This is a genomic window from Halomicrobium sp. HArcel3 (assembly GCF_058933135.1).
On sequence record NZ_JBZYDN010000002.1, the window covers coordinates 747,746 to 765,795 of the forward strand.

At 63.4% G+C, this 18,050-nt stretch carries 10 protein-coding genes; all 10 read left to right on the forward strand.

The features are described from left to right. The first annotated feature begins 1 nt into the window (after nt 1). The 10 genes from AC5FRV_RS09515 (at nt 2) to AC5FRV_RS09560 (ending at nt 18,050) form a co-directional block, all read left to right on the forward strand. Nucleotides 2-772, forward strand: a complete 771-nt coding sequence (locus AC5FRV_RS09515; protein ID WP_493560840.1) for a 7-carboxy-7-deazaguanine synthase QueE — start codon at nt 2-4, stop codon at nt 770-772. A 4-nt stretch (nt 773-776) separates the two neighbouring features. Continuing rightward, nucleotides 777-1,397 (forward strand): GTP cyclohydrolase I, encoded by a 621-nt coding sequence (gene folE / locus AC5FRV_RS09520; RefSeq protein ID WP_493560841.1) that lies wholly within the window; start codon nt 777-779, stop codon nt 1,395-1,397. 8 nt (nt 1,398-1,405) lie between these two features. Further along, nucleotides 1,406-2,104 carry a 7-cyano-7-deazaguanine synthase QueC gene (gene queC, locus AC5FRV_RS09525; RefSeq protein ID WP_493560842.1) on the forward strand — a complete coding sequence of 233 codons (699 nt, stop codon included), beginning with the start codon at nt 1,406-1,408 and terminating at the stop codon, nt 2,102-2,104. Between the two features lie 284 nt (nt 2,105-2,388). Beyond that, nucleotides 2,389-5,565 carry a DEAD/DEAH box helicase gene (locus tag AC5FRV_RS09530; protein WP_493560843.1) on the forward strand — a complete coding sequence of 1,059 codons (3,177 nt, stop codon included), beginning with the start codon at nt 2,389-2,391 and terminating at the stop codon, nt 5,563-5,565. Between the two features lie 80 nt (nt 5,566-5,645). Then, a complete protein-coding gene (locus AC5FRV_RS09535; protein ID WP_493560844.1) occupies nt 5,646-7,652 on the forward strand; it encodes a DUF5591 domain-containing protein in 2,007 nt (668 codons plus the stop codon). Between the two features lie 257 nt (nt 7,653-7,909). Continuing rightward, nucleotides 7,910-12,694 (forward strand): DEAD/DEAH box helicase, encoded by a 4,785-nt coding sequence (locus AC5FRV_RS09540; protein WP_493560845.1) that lies wholly within the window; start codon nt 7,910-7,912, stop codon nt 12,692-12,694. Next, nucleotides 12,691-13,608 (forward strand): hypothetical protein, encoded by a 918-nt coding sequence (locus tag AC5FRV_RS09545; RefSeq protein ID WP_493560846.1) that lies wholly within the window; start codon nt 12,691-12,693, stop codon nt 13,606-13,608. Before AC5FRV_RS09540 ends, AC5FRV_RS09545 begins: the two co-directional genes overlap by 4 nt. Before the next feature lie 5 nt (nt 13,609-13,613). Further along, nucleotides 13,614-14,447: a hypothetical protein gene (locus AC5FRV_RS09550; RefSeq protein WP_493560847.1), complete on the forward strand. Its 834-nt coding sequence runs from the start codon at nt 13,614-13,616 to the stop codon at nt 14,445-14,447. Next, entirely contained in the window at nt 14,444-17,359 is a 2,916-nt protein-coding gene (locus AC5FRV_RS09555; RefSeq protein WP_493560848.1) for a TFIIB-type zinc finger domain-containing protein, read from the forward strand. The genes AC5FRV_RS09550 and AC5FRV_RS09555 overlap by 4 nt, the downstream gene beginning before the upstream one ends. Next, the gene (locus AC5FRV_RS09560) at nt 17,349-18,050 is read left to right on the forward strand and encodes a hypothetical protein (protein ID WP_493560849.1); all 702 of its coding nucleotides are present in this window, start codon (nt 17,349-17,351) and stop codon (nt 18,048-18,050) included. Before AC5FRV_RS09555 ends, AC5FRV_RS09560 begins: the two co-directional genes overlap by 11 nt.

Sequence of the window (18,050 nt, forward strand, 5' to 3'; positions counted from 1 at the left end):
CATGCCGGTGAATGCGGACGCCTCCGATTCGATGAACGAGGGCGACCAGGATGGGCTGCCGATCAACGAGCTGTTCTACTCACTCCAGGGAGAGGGACGACTGGCTGGCGTCCCGTCCGTCTTCGTGCGGACCAGTGGCTGTAACCTCCGGTGCTGGTTCTGCGATTCCTACCACACCTCCTGGGAACCGACGCACGCCTGGATGGATATGGACGACGTGCTGGCGGAGATTCGCACTCACGCCCAGGCGAACCACGTCGTTCTCACGGGCGGTGAGCCAATGATGCACGACCGAAGTGTGGCGCTCCTCGAACGGCTCGACGAAGCTGGTTATCACACCACTGTCGAGACGAACGGAACGATCTACCGGGAGGCACCGATCGACCTCGCGAGTATCAGCCCGAAGCTCGCCTCGAGCACGCCGACCCCCGAACGGGACCCGAAGGGGGACGGTGCGTGGGAGGAACGACACGAGGACCGCCGGATCGATATTGAGGCACTGTCTCGACTGGTCGAGACGTACGACTTCCAGCTGAAGTTCGTCGTGACCGACAGCACGGACATGCCGGAGATCGACGACCTCGTCGAGCGCATCGACGACGCGACGAGCGCGAACGTCAGGTCGACTGACGTCCTCCTCATGCCGGAAGGAGCGACTCGGGACCGCCTCGAAGAGACGCGTGAGACCGTCGCCGAACTGGCGATGGAACGCGGCTACCAGTTCACGCCGCGACTGCACGTCACGCTGTGGAACGACGCACCGGGGACCTGAATCGATGCGTGAGCACGTGACACCAGACATCGACGAGCCGCGACGGACAGAGAACCACCCATCAGAGACGGCAATCGACTGGGAACAGGCACAGGAGGGCGTGCGCCTCCTCCTCGACGCCGTCGGCGAGGACACCACGGAGGAGACGCTGATCGAGACGTGGTCCCGGCGCGTGCCTGCGGCGTTCGAAACCCTGACCGAGGGCGGCCGCGAGGCGGCGAAACCGTCGATGCAGACGTTCGAGACGGCCAGTGACGACTTCGTCGTGAAGACGGGGATTCCACTCTACAGCCTCTGTGAACACCACCTCCTCCCGTACTACGGGGAAGCATACGTCGGCTACCGGCCAGGGGGCGCCGTCGTCGGTCTCTCGAAGCTCTCCCGGTACGTCCGGTGGCAGTCACGAGAACTGACAATCCAGGAGGGGCTCACCCGCGACATCGCGACCGGCCTCGCCGAGGAGATCGGGGCCGAAGGAGTCGTCGTCGAACTCCACGCCACGCACCTCTGTGAGGCGATGCGCGGCGTCGAGACGGCGACGGAGACGGTGACCCGGTCTACTGTCGGCGACCTGACCGACGACGAACAGCGACGATTCGACCAGCACGTCCGTACAACCGACTGAATCCGACGATGGCACAGAACTCCCGCGCTGTCGTCCTCGCATCTGGCGGGATGGACAGCGCCACGGCAGCCTACGAGGCACAGGCACAGGGCTACGACGAGTTGTTTCTCCTCCACACCAGTTACGGCCAGCAGACGGAGGCCAGGGAACACGACTGCGCACAGGCGCTGGCAGGCCACGTCGAGGCGGCGGATTTCCTGCACATCGAGACGAGCCACCTGAGCGAGATTGGTGCCTCCTCACTGACGGACCAGGAGATGGAGGTCACTGACGCGGACATGGACAGCGACGAGATTCCGTCCTCGTACGTGCCGTTCCGGAACGCGAACCTCCTCTCGATGGCCGTCTCCTACGCCGAGGCCAACGAGTGCAGCGCCGTCTTCATCGGCGCTCACTCGGAGGACTTCGCCGGCTATCCCGACTGTCGACCGGCGTTCTTCGACGCCTTCCAGCAGGTCGTCGACGTCGGGACGAAGCCAGAGACGTCGATTACGATGGAAGCACCGTTCGTCGAGTGGTCGAAGACGGACATCGCCGAGCGCGGACTCGAACTCGACGTTCCCTACGAGGACACCTGGAGTTGCTACCGTGCTGAAGCGCCCGCCTGTGGCACCTGTGATTCGTGTGCCTTCCGACTCAGGGCGTTCCAGGAACTCGATGCACGGGATCCGATCGAGTACGCCGAGCGGCCGTCGTACGCGGAATAGAGGCCTGTACGAAGGCCATCTGGTCCATGCACTGAAGGACTGATCCCACGAAAAGGCGCCCTGAACCCGCGTTCACATTCAATCTCCAGCAGCGGACTGAGAAACTGGAATGTGCGTCAGAGGCCACCGCAGTCCGTGAGAAACGGCCACCGAGAGAACGCATCTTTGTTCGCACATATCACCGCCTGTACTGACGCGAATCTATTTGTGAGGGCATCGGTAACAGGCGTGCATCACCTGTGTCAATCGCCCGCACAACTGAGCGACGCTTCGTTCCCTAACGTATGGCAAACAGTAACAATATCGACATCGACGCCATCGTCAGTGGCGAACAGGCGTTCAAAGCAGACCTGCTCGGTGACTACGACAAGTCCCAGTGGCCGGACCGTATCGATTACGTCGCCCGCAAACTCAACGAAGGGGACTACGTTATTGATCCCCAGTCACACCAACCAAAGTATCTGACTGACGGCGCCGATCTCGATAAAGCTGCAAGTAGCCACTATCTCCGTGGCATCGGCGCTCTTACTGGAGATATCTCACGCTCGACGGCACTCCCGGACACGTTCGATCTGGGCACTCTTCTCGTCGAGTTCGCCGGGTTGCAAGCGGGGCTTGAGCACGTCGACCGACGTGACGTCCCGCCCGGTGAGATACTCTCGCGACTGATCACCCGCAAAATACAGCGCCAGACGCGGGATCAGTCGGCACAACTCGCACGCCAGCTGCGGGCGGACGCTGAAACGCCGCGCGAACTCGTCGCGGAACTCACCGCGGTTCCCGAAGTCGCACCGGTCGTCGAACAGGCGCTACCTGACCCGGACGATGCGGGGACGCTCACGACGCAGCTGGCAGAGCTGGACCTGACGACCGAGCTGTGGGACCACCAGCTTGAGAGCCTCGCTCTCTGGTTGCACCACGACATGAACGCGTACGTGGACATGGCGACGGCGACGGGGAAGACGGTACTCGGACTCGCCGCCGTCGCACACGCCGTCGACTCGGGGTCGCTTCACCCTGCGGACCAGCAACGCCTCTCGGACATTTTCGACGGCGACCTCCCCGACCCACACCGTGACCGCCCGAACGACGTCCTCATCGTCACGACTGACGACTTGCTCGGCGTCCAGTGGGCGCGGCTGTTCCAGGACCACTGTCACACGCCGGCCGCGTTCACGCAGGTGCGGGAGTCCGGCATCCGTCTGCCGTGGGGCCACATCGACATCCGGTCGGCGCGGAGCATGGAAGACGTCGACCCGAGCGACTACCGCCTGGCGATTTTCGACGAGGTACACAACTACTCGACCCGTGGCGGGTGGGGGGACCATCTGGTTTCGTTCATCGAGTCTTCGTGTCCCGTCCTCGCGATGACCGGCAGCGTCACCGATCAACTCGAGTCCCTGGTTCAGCGGGCCGACCGGTCGTTCCCCCTGGTTTATCGCTACACCCACCAGCTCGCGCTCGCCGACGGCGTGATCCCTGACTTCGAGTGGACCCTGTCGTTCACCGAAGTGACCGGCTCCGACTCGCTTTCACAGTTCCGGGAGACGGCCAGCCATTTCGACGACGTCGTCGAGTACGACGCTGGGACGTACCACCTCGAGAACGACGCCCTGGCAGAAGCAGCGCCGGAACTCCCGAACGCTGCCATCGACGAGATGGCTGGCGACTACGTCTCGGGGTCGGCACTCGCTTCTGGGCTTCGCGAGCACGGCGACGACGACGTCGCGCCAACGGAGCAACTCGAGACACTCGCGAGTGGTGTCGGCAACCGGACGATCCATCGACTCAATCTCGACGCGGACCTCGCGGCAGTCGTCGAACTGGCAGAACAGGCACTCTCGGACGGACGGCCGGTACTCGTTCTGACCCGGTCCTACCGCGAGGCGAAGGAAATCTGGCAGGAACTGTACGACCGGCACGACGACCGCGTCGTCCAGCGACTCGATGCGGATCAAGACGCGGCGAAACAGGATTCGATCATCAGGTCGTTCGACGAGGCCGAAACCGACGAGAAAGCGCTGATCGGCCCCGGGAAACGCATCGGACAGGGGAACGACATCAGGTCCGTCGAAGTCGGCATCAACATCGCCCGCCCGGGCAGTGGTGTGAACACGTCGCTCGTCCAGCGACTCGGTCGCCTGCTTCGTGACGCGGGCGGGAAGGAGACGGTCTCGTTCTATCACCTCGTCGGGGTACCGCCAGCCGACGCCACGATCGAACCCGACGGTGAATCGTTCGTCCGGACCATCGCAGAGTTCTTCGGCCAGGTACTCGAACCCGACACTGACGGCATCCTCAAACCGCCTTCAGTGTCGATCGAGGCCGACGTGGCGTCGGATATCGTCACGCTGGAACAGCTCGGCGCGCCGAACGTCCGCGACGACCCGCGGGCAACCGCCATCGAGACGGCGTACGCGACAGCTATCGACGACCATCCTGACACCCCCACAGTCGCGACGGACTGGTTCGCCGCAGCCTTCGGCGATCAGACCGATCCTTCCAGGGTCACCGACGCGAGCACGGGGCGTGTCCGCCGGGAACCAGACGACTCCTCCGGGTCCGGGCAACAGGAACCACCCGAGGGTGCCAGTTCGAGCGATGACGAGAGGGATGACTCGTCGACGGAGCCCAAGTCAGGCGATGGTTCGGACGAAGTGGACGAGAGTGATCACGACGAGACGAATCTACCTGTCGAGGACAATCCATCGCCTCTGGCCGAGCACTACGACGCGTTCCGGAGCCTGGGTATCATCCATCGAGCGATCCGTGAATCGGCCAGGACTACCATCCCCGAGACGGATCCCCAGCAGCGGTGGATGGACGATACCCGTTCGATCATCACCGAACAGGGATGGGGCGACCAGGACACTGGCTACGGGAGACAGCAGATGGAACGGAGCCCGTTCAAAATCTCGGAGTACCGGGAAGCGTACGGCACGGAAGACCGGATCACTGCGTTCGAGACGGTCGGGACCCAGACACTCTCGCCGGCGATAACGGCACTGCTGGACGAATCACTCGCCGAACTCGAGTCGTGGGTCGTCCCCGTCGCCCCGGAGAGTGCGGTTCCACTGCCAGTACTCGTCGAGTCCGAAGCGGAGTTAGCGCAGGCGCGGGCCTTACTCGACGAATTCCCCGCGGAGCCTCCCGTCACTCTCGAGGATGCCCCGGACGATGAGTCTACCAGTGGCAGTAGCGACGACTCAGGTGGAGAAACGGACGGTAGCGATACGACTGGTGGAGTGGAAGTCGGCTCCGAAGACGATACGTCGACACCAGTCGAAGACGTGCGCGGCGTACCCGCCGCGGCGACGGAGGCGTTACACGCTGCAGGCTACGACCAACTCGACGACCTCCGGAGAGCGACCGACGACGAACTCACAGCGATAGACGGGATTTCAGCACAGCGCGTCACGATGATTCGAGCAGCAGTCGGTCGGCAGCACGACGATTCGTGACCGGCGAGAGCGTGATCATCCGGACTGCATCCCGGAGGCGAAGGACCTATCTGGGCCAATCGAGTACCGGTGTCTGATCTATGGCAGACTTCCGGGTGACGTCGGTCGGCGACGACGGCTATGGCCGACTCGGAGAACTCGACGTTCCCCACGGACCGGTCGATACGCCGGCGCTCTTTCCCGTGGTCAGCCTCATCGGCGGCTCGACGACGAACTCCGGCGGCATCTGGTCTCGACTTCGCGAGAACCTCTTTGCGAACGACGAGTTGCAAGGCATCATGTTCCAGGCGATGAGTTTCACGGACTTCGGCGTTTCTCCGAAGAATCTCAACGAACACTGGCGAACACAGCCGTTCCAGGAGTGGTACCCGGACCTCGATTCGCCGGTGTTCATCGACTCGGGCGGGTTCAAGCTGATGAACTCGAACACGTTCAGCGACGCCCCGACCGAAGGCGGCGACGAGAACGACTGGGGTCTCTACACCAACCCGGCGAGCATCCTGGGGCTCCAGCTGGATTTCGGTGCCGACATCATCGCGACGCTCGACTATCCGATCCCGCCAGACCTCAAAGAGGAAGAGAAGATGGAGCGGATGGAGCAGAGCATCGAGAGCGCCGTGGAGTGTCTGCGGATCATCGACGACCCATCACTGTTGACCGCGGACAACAACGACAACGAGCGGGCGAGAGAACACCTCGAACGACGTAAAGCCGAGGGGAACGAGCCCGGCGTGTACGTCGCGCTCCACGGCACCGACTTCGAGACGGTTAGCTGGTACGTCGGGAACTTCATCGAGGCAGTGGACGAGGCAGGTCTCAACCACGCCTTCGAGGGGTTCGCTCTCGGGTCGCTCGTCCCCCTCCGGAGCAGTATGGACGTGCTGGTCAAGCTCATCCAGGGAGCGAAAGCAGCCATCCCGGAAGTGCGCGCGGACGAGATCGGGCTACACGTCTTCGGAATCGGTGGCAAGCAGGTCTCCCTGCTGGCGCTCCTCGGCGTCGACTCGTTCGACTGTTCGAGCCACGTCCAGGCCGCGAAGTATCGGAAGTACGTCGTCCCCGGCGAGTGGGAGAACGTCGCGCTGGAGGACCTTCCCTCATACATCGACGACGACGGCAACTTCCCCTGTGACATGCCCAACTGCACGCTCTGTGGCCCCGAGAGCGACGTCGAGAGTTACGAGGAGATGATGCACGTCCTGAACAGCGACATGGGCTACGACGAGCGCGAGGAGCGGAAAGCCAACGACGAGTTCATCAAGAGCGACTACTACGCGCACCTGGCGCGGCACAACTTCGAGGTGTACAACCAGGAACTGATGCGCGTCCGGGAACAGATTCGGCAGGGAACGCTCCTGGACTACGTCGTCGAGGTGGCCAGGAAGGACGACGACATCAAAAAGGGGCTCAAGGAAGCGCAGCTCCACGACGACCTCGGTCTGCAGGCAGACCTCGAGGAACGCGGAGCGTACGACCTGGTCGCGGGCATGGACCTCACGAGCGACCAGGCGAAGCTCTCGACGTTCGACGCCGGCGTCGACGAGGCGACCGAGAGTCGGACGATTTCGCTCAAACACAGTCCGCACGACTTCGACGTGTCTGACCGAGAGTACGCACCACCGTCGGAGACAGAGGTCCTCCTCGTCGTGCCGTGCAGTCAGCAAAAGCCCTACGCCGAGTCCCGGACGCATTCTGTACTCTCGAAGAAGCTGGGTGGACAGCGGGAGAACATCCACAAGGTCACCGTCTCGGGAATGTACGGCCCGGTCCCGGAGGAGTTCGAGCAGGAACAGCCTGTCCTCGAGTACGAGTACGTGCTCGCGAAAGAAGACGAGGCCCAGATGGAACTCGTTACCGACCGACTCGTCGAGTTCCTCGACCGCTACGGCGACCAGTTCGACGAGATCGTCGGCTACGTGACGAGCAAGACCTACCGTGAGGTCATCGAAACGGCGTTCGAGACGTACGGCCGCGGGACTGTCTTCCCCCGGGACCCCGAAGCGCTCCAGCTGACGGAGTTTTTCCGTTCGAGCAATATGCAGGAACTTCGTGAACACCTGGACCACGAACTCACGACTGGGTCCTGAGAACCAGGTGTTAATTCTGCCGACGAGTTTCGTCGTTTCTGCAGGCGGTTTACAATTTAAGTAGCTGAAGCGTCCTCAGGTGAGTGAGAGTTGCCCCACGGCTGTTCTCAGATACCAATGTTGGCTGTGGAACCACGAGGAACGATCGACCGACCAGTCTGTTTCAGACGGAACTCCCGGTTCAGCACGCCGCCGCTGTGCCGGCCAGGAGAACTAACTACCGGGGCAGTAGTACCATTTTCAACTCACCAAGCACGATGAACACACCAAGGGACCGGCTCGACAGGGCAGTGGACAGGGCGGCCGAAGTAACGTGGTGGAACCGGAATCTGACGAAGCTCACGGACGTCGACGGGATCACGAACTCCCAGTCGTTCGTCGAAGACGACCTCGTCGAACGAAAGGGCCCGTACGTGGAGTACGTCGACGCCCCGGCGTTCCACGACCAGACTGCAGCCGAGTTCCTCTCCGATCTCGGCTATCACCAGGACATCGTCGCGGCGATCACGGCGAAGCTGTTCGGTGGCGACACCGACGGCTTGCTCTACCAGCACCAGGCCGAGACGATCGCGACGATCGACGCCAACGACGACGACAACATCCTCGCCGTGCCGACAGCGACGGGGAAGACGGAGTCGTTCTTCCTGCCGATCCTCGACCACTGTCTGTCGACCGACGAGGAGGGGCTGAAGGCGATCGTCCTGTACCCGATGAAGACGCTCGGCGTCGACCAGCTCAACCGGTTCGTCTCGTATCTCGACGAGATCAATCGCCGGCGCGACCCGGAAGACCGGATCACGATCGGCATCTGGGACTCCGACACGCCCTCGCGGGTCGGGACGCGCGACCACGAAATCGAAGTCGGGTCGTACGTCCGGGGACTCGAGTGCCCACGCGAGGACGACAAACTGAAAGTCCTCGGGGAGATGAACGTCGGGACCGACGATCACCAGTACCCCTGGCTTCGCGTGACTCGCGAGAGTATCCGCCAGGGTGTCGACATCCTCCTGACCGGGCCGGAGGCGCTGGACTACATGTTCGTCAGCGACAACCAGGAGACCCGGGGTATTCTGGGCGAACAGCCTGGGGACGTCCCGCTCAAGCACGTCGTCTTCGACGAGGCCCACGTCTGGAGTGGTATCCAGGGCGCTGCGGTTTCGCTGCTCTCCCAGCGTCTCAAGGCCTACTACGCGGACCGAAACCCACAGATAACGATGGTTTCCGCGACCGTCGACAATCCGACGGAACTGGCTGCGGACCTGACGGGGGCCGACGAGACGACCATCAACACCGTCGAGTTCCGACCGCGAGAGTTCGCGGCCCAGGGGACGCCCGACTTCGAACGGCTGGCGCCGTGTACCATCGATGACCTCGTGACGACGCTCGCGCTCGTGCACGTCCTCGACGTCGACGCAGGAACGCTCTCGACGGAGTACGACCTCGCGAAGGCGGTGGAGACGTTGCAGACCGTGGGGCTGCTCACCCGGTCGTCGCCGCTATCACTGGGGAGCGCGGCCGGCGACTGGGTGACAGGACCGATCGACCAGGCAGTGGCCCGGGCGACGGATTCGGACCCCGAGCGGTTCCCCGACGCCGAAGCTGTCGTCACGACAGACCGTGGCCAGACGCGCGTCGTCGACGCGGTGGTCGAAGACCGCGGAATCCAGTCCGGCTGGTTCGAGTACGTCATGGCCAACGTCCCGGAGGTGGCCCGGTTCGCCGACTGGTTCGACGAGGAGACGACGGGCGTCGTGGGGTTCAAACACTACGACGCGCTCGTCGACCAGGTCGCCGAGACCGGCGTCGACGACCCGGAAGGGGTGCTCCAGTCTGTGCTGGCGTTCGGCCGCCTCGCGGGCGTCGTCACAGAGAAGTACCACACCTTCCTGAAGCCGCCGTACAAGGTGTACTGGTGCCGTGACTGTGAGCGAGTTGCGCGGGATAGCCGGTGTCCCGACTGCGGGAGTGACCTGCTGGAGATGCAGTTCTGTCGACGGTGCCACCAGCCGTACGTCGAAATCGGGGCCGGCGGGACTGTCGGAGACGGTGGCGTCTCTGGGCGCGACGCGTCGGCGGACTCGTCGTTCATCCCCGTCGGTGCTGACGCGAGTGGCGCCACGTCGGCTGGTGACCGGTGTCCGGGCTGCAAGGGAACTCCCCAGCTCTCCGACGTCGGCGTCCCGACGCCGTCGTTGCTGTCGTACATGCTGACCGAACTCTGCCGGGTCTCTCCCTCGAAGAAGACCCTGGTGTTCTCCGATTCGCGGAGTACGGCGGAGTCGGTCGGCGACCGGATCATCGACACGGAGTACGGGCTGATGGCCGAGACGCTCTACGTCGACGAACTCATCGACAGGGGCGGGCGGGCGGACAACTACGACCTCTTCCGAGCCGTCTCCGACCGGCTTCGCGAGGAGTACTGGGACCCACTCATCCAGAACGACGTCAACGAGGACGGGACGGCCTACAACTTCCTCCGGACGTTGCTCGACGACATCGAGGCCCACGCCATGCTGTCCAACTGTGATCACCTGCTGGACAGCGCCATCGTCACGGCTGCGCCGGTGTACGAAACCGAGAATCTGGAAGCACTGCAGGTCGGCCACGCCCTGTACAAGCTGTTCGCAGGATCGTCGGCTCCTTCCTTCTCCAAGCAACGGATGCAGTTCGCTGGCCTGACACGCGAGAAGGTCCTCGACCGGCTGGACTCTCGACTGGGCTACGACCGCTCGCTGATAGACCGTCATCTCGATTCGCAGCTCCGGACGCTGCTCGACGTCGGTGTCATCAGCGAACTGTCCTGGGACGAGACCAGGGAGACCATCCAGTCGTCGTCACAGTCCGAGGCCGTCAAACACGAGGTGTTCGACTTCATCGAGGCGGCCAGAGAGGAGATCGTCGAGCGCGACCTGACTCCCGAGCCGGAGAGCGGTGTGTTCACGCGCACGCCCAAGCGCGACAACAGCGACCTCGTCTTGCTTCCAGAGGCCGCGTTCTGTACGGAGTGTTACCGTTCGTATCCCGTTACTGCCGATGGCGACGCTCCGACGACGTGTCTCCACTGCGACGCGGCCCTGGATACCTATCAACGGTTCCGTGAAACCGACGACGGATTCGTCGCTGACCCGGGATACGCGACCGCTGCCAGTGACTGGGAGTACGCTGTCGACCACTGGGCCCACGACATTACCCGGTTCATCCGGGATGGCGCGATTCCGGAGTACATCTCCGTCGGGATCCACAAAGGAAACATCCCGCATACCCTCCGGGGAGCGATCGAGGAAGGGTTCCGGAAGGACGACCCCGACGTGAACATCGTCAGTGCGACGCCGACCATGGAACTCGGCGTCGACATCGGCACACTGGACACGGTCGCCCAGGTCGGCATCCCACCGACGCTGACGAACTACGTCCAGCGGAGCGGTCGGACGGGACGAACCCGGGGGAGTTCCTCGCTCGTGGTCACAGCCATCCGAGGCAACCATCCAGTCGACAGCCACTACTACGGAAACCTGGAGACGTTCCTCGGTGAGTTCGAACCGGTCCGGGTCCCGGATCCCTACGAGTTCGACGAACTCCTCGCCAGCCACGTGGTCACGGAGACGTTCGCCTATCTCGCCCGGAACCCCCACGAGAGTAACGTCTTCCAGAAGATGTACCGCATCGGCGAGCGCAAGGAGAATCTGGTCAACTTCATCAACTCGGTGACCAACCAGCTCGACATCCTCCGTGAATTCATGCTCGACGAACGGCGTGAGGCCGTCGTTCGGCATCTCGACGACATCTTCGGCGAACCTGGGGTCGAGCTGTTCGAGCAGGTGTTCGAGGGCGACGGGCCGCTCTCCCTCGACGACCGGATGGACAAGACGTTCTCGAAGCTGACCAGTATGTCCGGGGAAGGGGAGACGAACAAGTCGTTCACCGAGCAGAACGGCCGTCTGGACGGCTGGCTCAGTCGCCTCGGCTACCTGGCCAACTACCGGTCGTTCGGCCAGCAGTTCCCCGTCCGGTTCACTGGAGCCAACGACGGCATCCAGTTCGAAGGGTCGGGCCGGCTGTACGATATGTTCCCCGGCGAGGAGAACGACCTCGGATCGGTGCTCACGCTCCACGGGACGGACTACATCGTCGACGACGTCCACGGGACCGAGACGCCGCTGACAACCGTCACCGTCTGTGCGAACGACGAGTGTGAGCGGCCCTTCCAGAGTTACGATGCCGACGACACGACGTGTCCCCACTGCGAGGAGGAGATGGTCGAAACGCCCGTCCACGGCGTGAGCTCCGTCGAGTGCAAGGCTGCCAAAGGAGGGCAGAAAGGCTACACCACACGCGGGCTCCGGTCGACGTACATCGAGAAACCGACCGACGACGCGGCCATCAGGGTGGACGAGCGCCGGTCGGTCTTCGGGCTGGACGCGCGCCTCACCTACGGACAGCTCGAGGTGACCGACTTCGTCTATGCCTTCGAACGGTGGCACACGCGGGGAAGCGACAAGGAGATACTGCAGTCTGAGGCCGTCATCGAACGTGACGAGGCTGGTGGGTCGACAGGCAGTTCCTGGCAGGAACGCATGGCGGACGTCGAGGAGGAGATCTACCGGCCGGTCGGTCAGCAGTACTTCACGCAGGGGCTGACGATGCGTTTCGACGAAGCGGCCGTCCGAGAGCGCTTCGAGACCCTCGCTCACGATACCGTCTCCTGGCCACAGGCGCTCGTCAGCCTCGAACAGGCCATGGAGAAGGCGATCGCCATCGTCGCCGAGTGCGACCGCGACGACTTCCGGGTGAAGGCGTCGACGACGGGATCGGACGTCGTCGTGCACGTCGTCGACTCGCGCCAGGGCGGCAACGGCATCACGTGGCAGGTGCTGGACAGGCTCTCGGCCGTCGAACGCCGCGTCCGGGAGGTCGCCGACTGCGACCGGTGCAGTGACTACTGCGACGAGTGTCTCCTCCTGGCCCGGACGCCCGCGTACTACCTCGACAACGACCTGCTCGACAGGCGGACGCTGAGCGCCGTCGTCGGGGGCAGCCAGTGATTCGCGACCAGCTCCTCAACGAGGTTCAGGACGCCGCCATCGCGTGCCTGTACGACCCGCGGGAGAATTCGCGCTGGGGACTGCTCCGGGGGTTGCCAGCCCTCCACTACCTCGGCGTGGACGATTTCACCTATCCCACGTCGTGGTGCCAGTTCGGGCGCGGGGACCGCCACCACGAACTCGACTACGACTACCACGTCGTCAGCAACGGCCTCGACATCCCCGACGACAATCCGGACTTCGGCGTCGTCACCAACCGGCACTACGAACACGAGACGCCGTACACGATCAAGTACCTCATCAACCGGTATTCGACGACCGACTCGATGCTGTTCGTGCTGACGGACGACCGGCGGTTTCAGCCACAGGACTCGCTTCGACCGCTGTTCCAGGAACCGTTCGTCGATATGCTCGGCACCTACGCGTCCGTGTACGAGACGTTCGAGTCGGCGTACGAAGACGCCGGGTGGCGGTTCCCGCTCTCCGACACGAAGAACGTCTTCGTGCAGGACAACGCTGCACTCTACACCGTCGTGACTGGCGAATCGCTCGCCGACACGACGGAACTGTTCGAGGTGCTGCCCGACGCCCCGTACCTGCCGCTGTACGATGCACTGAGCGACATCTTCGCTCGCCCGAGCGAGTACGGGTCGGTTCCTCTGGACGGTGACGACGGGGTCCCGGAGCTGGTGCGATGGCTCAGGCGACGCATCGAGTGGGACCGGGACACCGCTCGGGAGGTGGCAAACAGCCTCAACGACGCCGTCGTCGCGGACGGCAGTACGTTCGATCCGGCGGCGGCCCGTCGGTCACCTGCGGTCCGCGAGGCGAAGACTGCCGCGAACGACCTCGAGCCGGCGAACTCGGCGATCGACCGTCGCTACGTGAACTGGCTCACGCGCTACGACCTTTGATACACATGAGTGAAGGATACATCCTCAACGCGTTGCAGACGCCGGCGCTGCTACGGCCGGTGTACGAAGCGGTACAGGACGGAAACCATACCCAGTCGACCATCGCTGCAGAGACCGGTCTCGACGACGAGGCAGTCCAGCAGGCGACGACCGGTCTCCGGTACGTTCGGCTACTGGGTCAGGAGGACGGTGACTACTACGTCGTCGACCCGCAGTGGGCCATCGAGGATCCGACGCTCGGATTTCGCATGGCCATCCTGCACAACCTCACCCAGGAGTGTACCCCTGGCGACTGGGGAACGCAGGCCGTCGTCCTCCTGAACTACCAGTACCTCCTCCAGCACGACGTGCAGTACTTCGTCACCGACGACGAGGTGCTCTACGACGCGATCAACGACTGGCACCGGTCGGAGAAGAACTACGTCCCGACGTCGCAAAACGGTGAGATCGACCTCAACAAGAACAAGTTCGTCAACTGGGCACGCATCGTCTCGTACCTCGGACTGGTCCACAAGGCGCGCGGTCGCGAACACACGGTCTACCCCGACCCGGCCATCGTGGCGACGTCCATCTCGCTGGCTGTCGACGAAATCGGCACCGACGGCCGGGTCGGTATCACCGACTATCTCGGCTGGCTTCGCGCAAATCTCTTTCCGGTGGAACAGACGGCAGACGGCGACGTGCCCGCACCGCTGGCCCGAGTCCTGTACGAACTCGTCCGCGACGGCCGATTCCGGCTGGTCGAGTTCGGCGACGCCGGCACGGTCTCACTCGCCCGGACGCCGCGGCGTGATGGCATCGCCCCCGAGGCGAACACGATCGAGGTGGTGGCGGAATGAGCAACGCCGCCCAGCCGCCTTCTGTTGACAGTCTGTGCCCGCATCTGGCGGACGTCGACGACCGGACGCTCCAGCAACTCTTCAGCAAGGTGGCGGCGGTCCGGTCGCAAAATCGGGAGCTGTTCGACTTCACCCACCGCCGCATCGACGTCTATCGACGAACTGCAGGCCAGATGGAGGTCGTCTCGGAGGACGACGTCTACGACGAGTTCGAGGACGGTCGGATGAAGAACTTCGCCGTCGTCATCGAAGGCGAAGTCGGAACCGGGAAATCGGAGCTGTGTGCCTACCTGGCCCATCGGCTCCGTGACGACGGCCGACCGTTGCTTCACGTGGACAAGGAAGACGACCTGATGTCGTTGCTCAGCGAGCGGATCCCGGAGTTCTACCAGGACCAGTTCGGGGAGGAGATGCCGGGCGCCGCGGACTTCAAACAGCTCCGGGACGACATCGCGTCCATCCCGCAGGTGGTCGCGACGAGCGCCGTCTCCAACACGATTCTCAACCTCGGGCAGCGCGGGTACGACGTCTCCATCACGGACGACCAGGACGACGATATCGCGGAGTTCATCCGCGACAAGCTGCAGCTGCTGGTCGAGCGTGGCCAGTACGCGACCGAGGTGACGTTCGTCACCGAACAGGAGTACCGACAGCACGAGTTCCTGCAGATATTCTCCGAGACGCCGGTGGAAGAGGCGGTCGAGACGTACAACGAAGAGCTCTGGCGGGTCGTCCGCGACCGGTACGACACGGCGTCGCTCTCGGACGTCCTCAAGCGCGTCGGTGGGGAGTTCACCGACACGCGACCGGTCATCGTGTTCGAGGACTTCTCGATTACGGCGATGGAGGCCGCGAAACTGTCCAGATTCATCGAGAGCGACTCGACGGAGAATACCTGGGACTTCATCGTCGCCGGGACCCGCGATTCCACCGGCCCGCTTCACACGCAGACGGCCGAAGACCGCTACGAGTTCTACCAGACCAACGAGACGAACTCCCAGAGTGTCCTCTTCCTGGACGAGGCGAGCGCGGTCGACTTCGCCAGGCCGTACCTCGGGTACTTCAAGTCCTTCGACGACAGCGTCCGGTACGACCCCGAGACGGAACCGGGAACGTTCGACCTGCTCCCAGCGCCCGACGGCTCACGGTGCGCGTCCTGCGGATTCTGCGACGAGGGCTTCCGCGACCTCTTCCCGTTCAACGAGCCGTTCCTTCGGCGAGTGTACCTCGGGCTGGACGAAGAACGTCGGTCGCCACGGGAGTACATCATGACCGTCTTCGACGTCCTGAGTGACTACTACTCGGGCCATATTCCGGCCCCGTCGGACGCCGACGCGCTCAAGCCACTGGTGAACCGCATCTCCGTCGCCGACATCGTCTACGAGGACGCAGAAGCGTTCTCGCACCTCGCCCGGTGGTACGGTCGGCTCAACGACGTTGACGACACGATCGAAGTCGACAGACAGTTCGCGGAAGCGTTCGGACTCGTCGGGACCGGAGATGGAACCGCGGAACTTCCCGGCCCCATCGAAGCGACCACCGACACCATCGTCGTCCCGTCGTCGGACGTCGCCGGCCACGGCAGGACGACTGGGCGAGGCCGTGACGGTGGGGACGGTGGAGACGACGGTGGAGATGGAGGAAAAGGTGGGTCTCCCACACAGACAGACCCGGTCGATGACGAGTTCGACGACAAGGCACCACTCCTGGAGTCGTGGCTGAACACACCAGGGAAGTTCGCGAAGATAACCGTCTACCTGAAGCGGGGCCTGGAAGACGCGATCGAACGACTGACCGACGGACACGCACTGTACGAGGGGACCGACCTCGAGTACAACCTCAGCAGCCAGAAACGGCCGTTCGTGTTCTCGATCACCGAGGAACAGCCCGACGAGGACCAGATCAGCATCGACCCCGCCGAGTTCAGGCTCTCCGACCTGCGCAGCGTCCTCCGGTTCGGAATCGAACGCGAGGAAACACCCCGGAGTGCCGACTACGAGGGACTGCTCGAAGCCTGTGGGACCCAGCTCACTGGCTACGCTCGTGCCTGGCGAACGAAGGTCCGGCAGCGAAACCTGGAAGGCGAGAACATCCTCTACAAGAAACGGGCGAGGCACGACTTCGCGGATTTCGTCCTCGCGACGTACAGCTATGTCGTCCTGCTCGACTCGCCCTGGCGCTTCGTCACGGCCGAGTCAGTCGCTGACAGGTTTGGCGACGGCGAGTACGCCGTCGACGAAGGGGTCGATGCCTGGCTCCAGGAGAACCTCGACCACGAGGAGTACGGCGCCCTCTGTGATATCGTGGCTGCTGGCGACGAAATCGAAGCGATGGTCGGTGAACTGTTCGGTATCAGCGGATCGGACCTCGACCGCCTCCGGGTCCGCCGCTGGTTCGACCGCCATTCTCCACGAGCCGTGCTTCGCTTGCTCGGCCGGGGACAGATAGGCAACATCAGTTCCCGGGTGCGATTCAGCCGTGGACCGAAACTCCGCATGCTGGCGAACACGGCGTACGATACCCGGAGTGCACTCGACGAACTCGAGCACCGGTACCAGCGCGACGTCGTCGACGACGTCACCGAGAACCTCGCCGGCGTCCAGATCGAAGACGTGCGAGATACAGTCTCCAAGCTGGACACGTACGACGTGAGTCCGGACCTGATGGAGCCGCTCAAGCAGTTCGTGCAACTGGAGCAGGCGGCGCTCGACGAGATGACGACTGCGGCGGACACCACATCGGACGTTTACGGGCGAGAGACGTTCAACGCGATACAGGGAACTGTGGCGAGCATCAAGATCGCGAATGCGACGCCCTACGAACGGTATCAGGCCATTCAGCTCGATACCGGTGATGGACCGGGGAGCATCGGCGAGGCGTTCACGGAGGTGGCAACCCACTATGTCGAGTAACTCATCGGAGAAAGCGGGAGCGGAACGATTCGAAGACCGGCTTTCGGCCATGTACGACCGTTACCGGCGCCAGCACCTCGAAGACGAACTCGACGAACTCGCCGCGACCATGGAAGCATCCCTGCTCCAGCAGGAACTCGCCGAGAGCTTCTTCGACGAGTCTATCGAGATCGATGCGGACATCAAGGCTGCTGTCGAGACGACGGTGGACAAGCTCGACGACGTGCAGTACGACGCAGTGGAGGCCGAGCTCGACGACCTCGCCGAACAGATCCAGCACGCAGAGACACAGATCGCCAACCGGATCCAGCAACTCCGGATCGAGCGCCAGGATACGGCGACGGCGATGCGACGGCTGAACGAGCGAGTCGAACGAACCGACGGGGCGCAACTGGAGGCGCTGGAGTCCTTACTTCAGGACTGGAACTGGAAAGCGGAAATCTACGACGACTCCCACGAGTCGTTCGAGGCCCGTCGTACCGCGGCGGCCGAGTACGGCGACAACATGAAGTTCATCTTCGAATCGCTCAAAGACGAGCTGTTCGGGGTGTACGAGGACACCGAACTCCGGCCACTCGTGGACAAGCTGCTCGACGACGACCGGCTCGACCTGGGCGGCCTCTCGACGGAAGAGCGCCGCCAGCTCGCCGAATCGGATCTCGCCGACTACATCGAACTCAAGCTCTCCTAG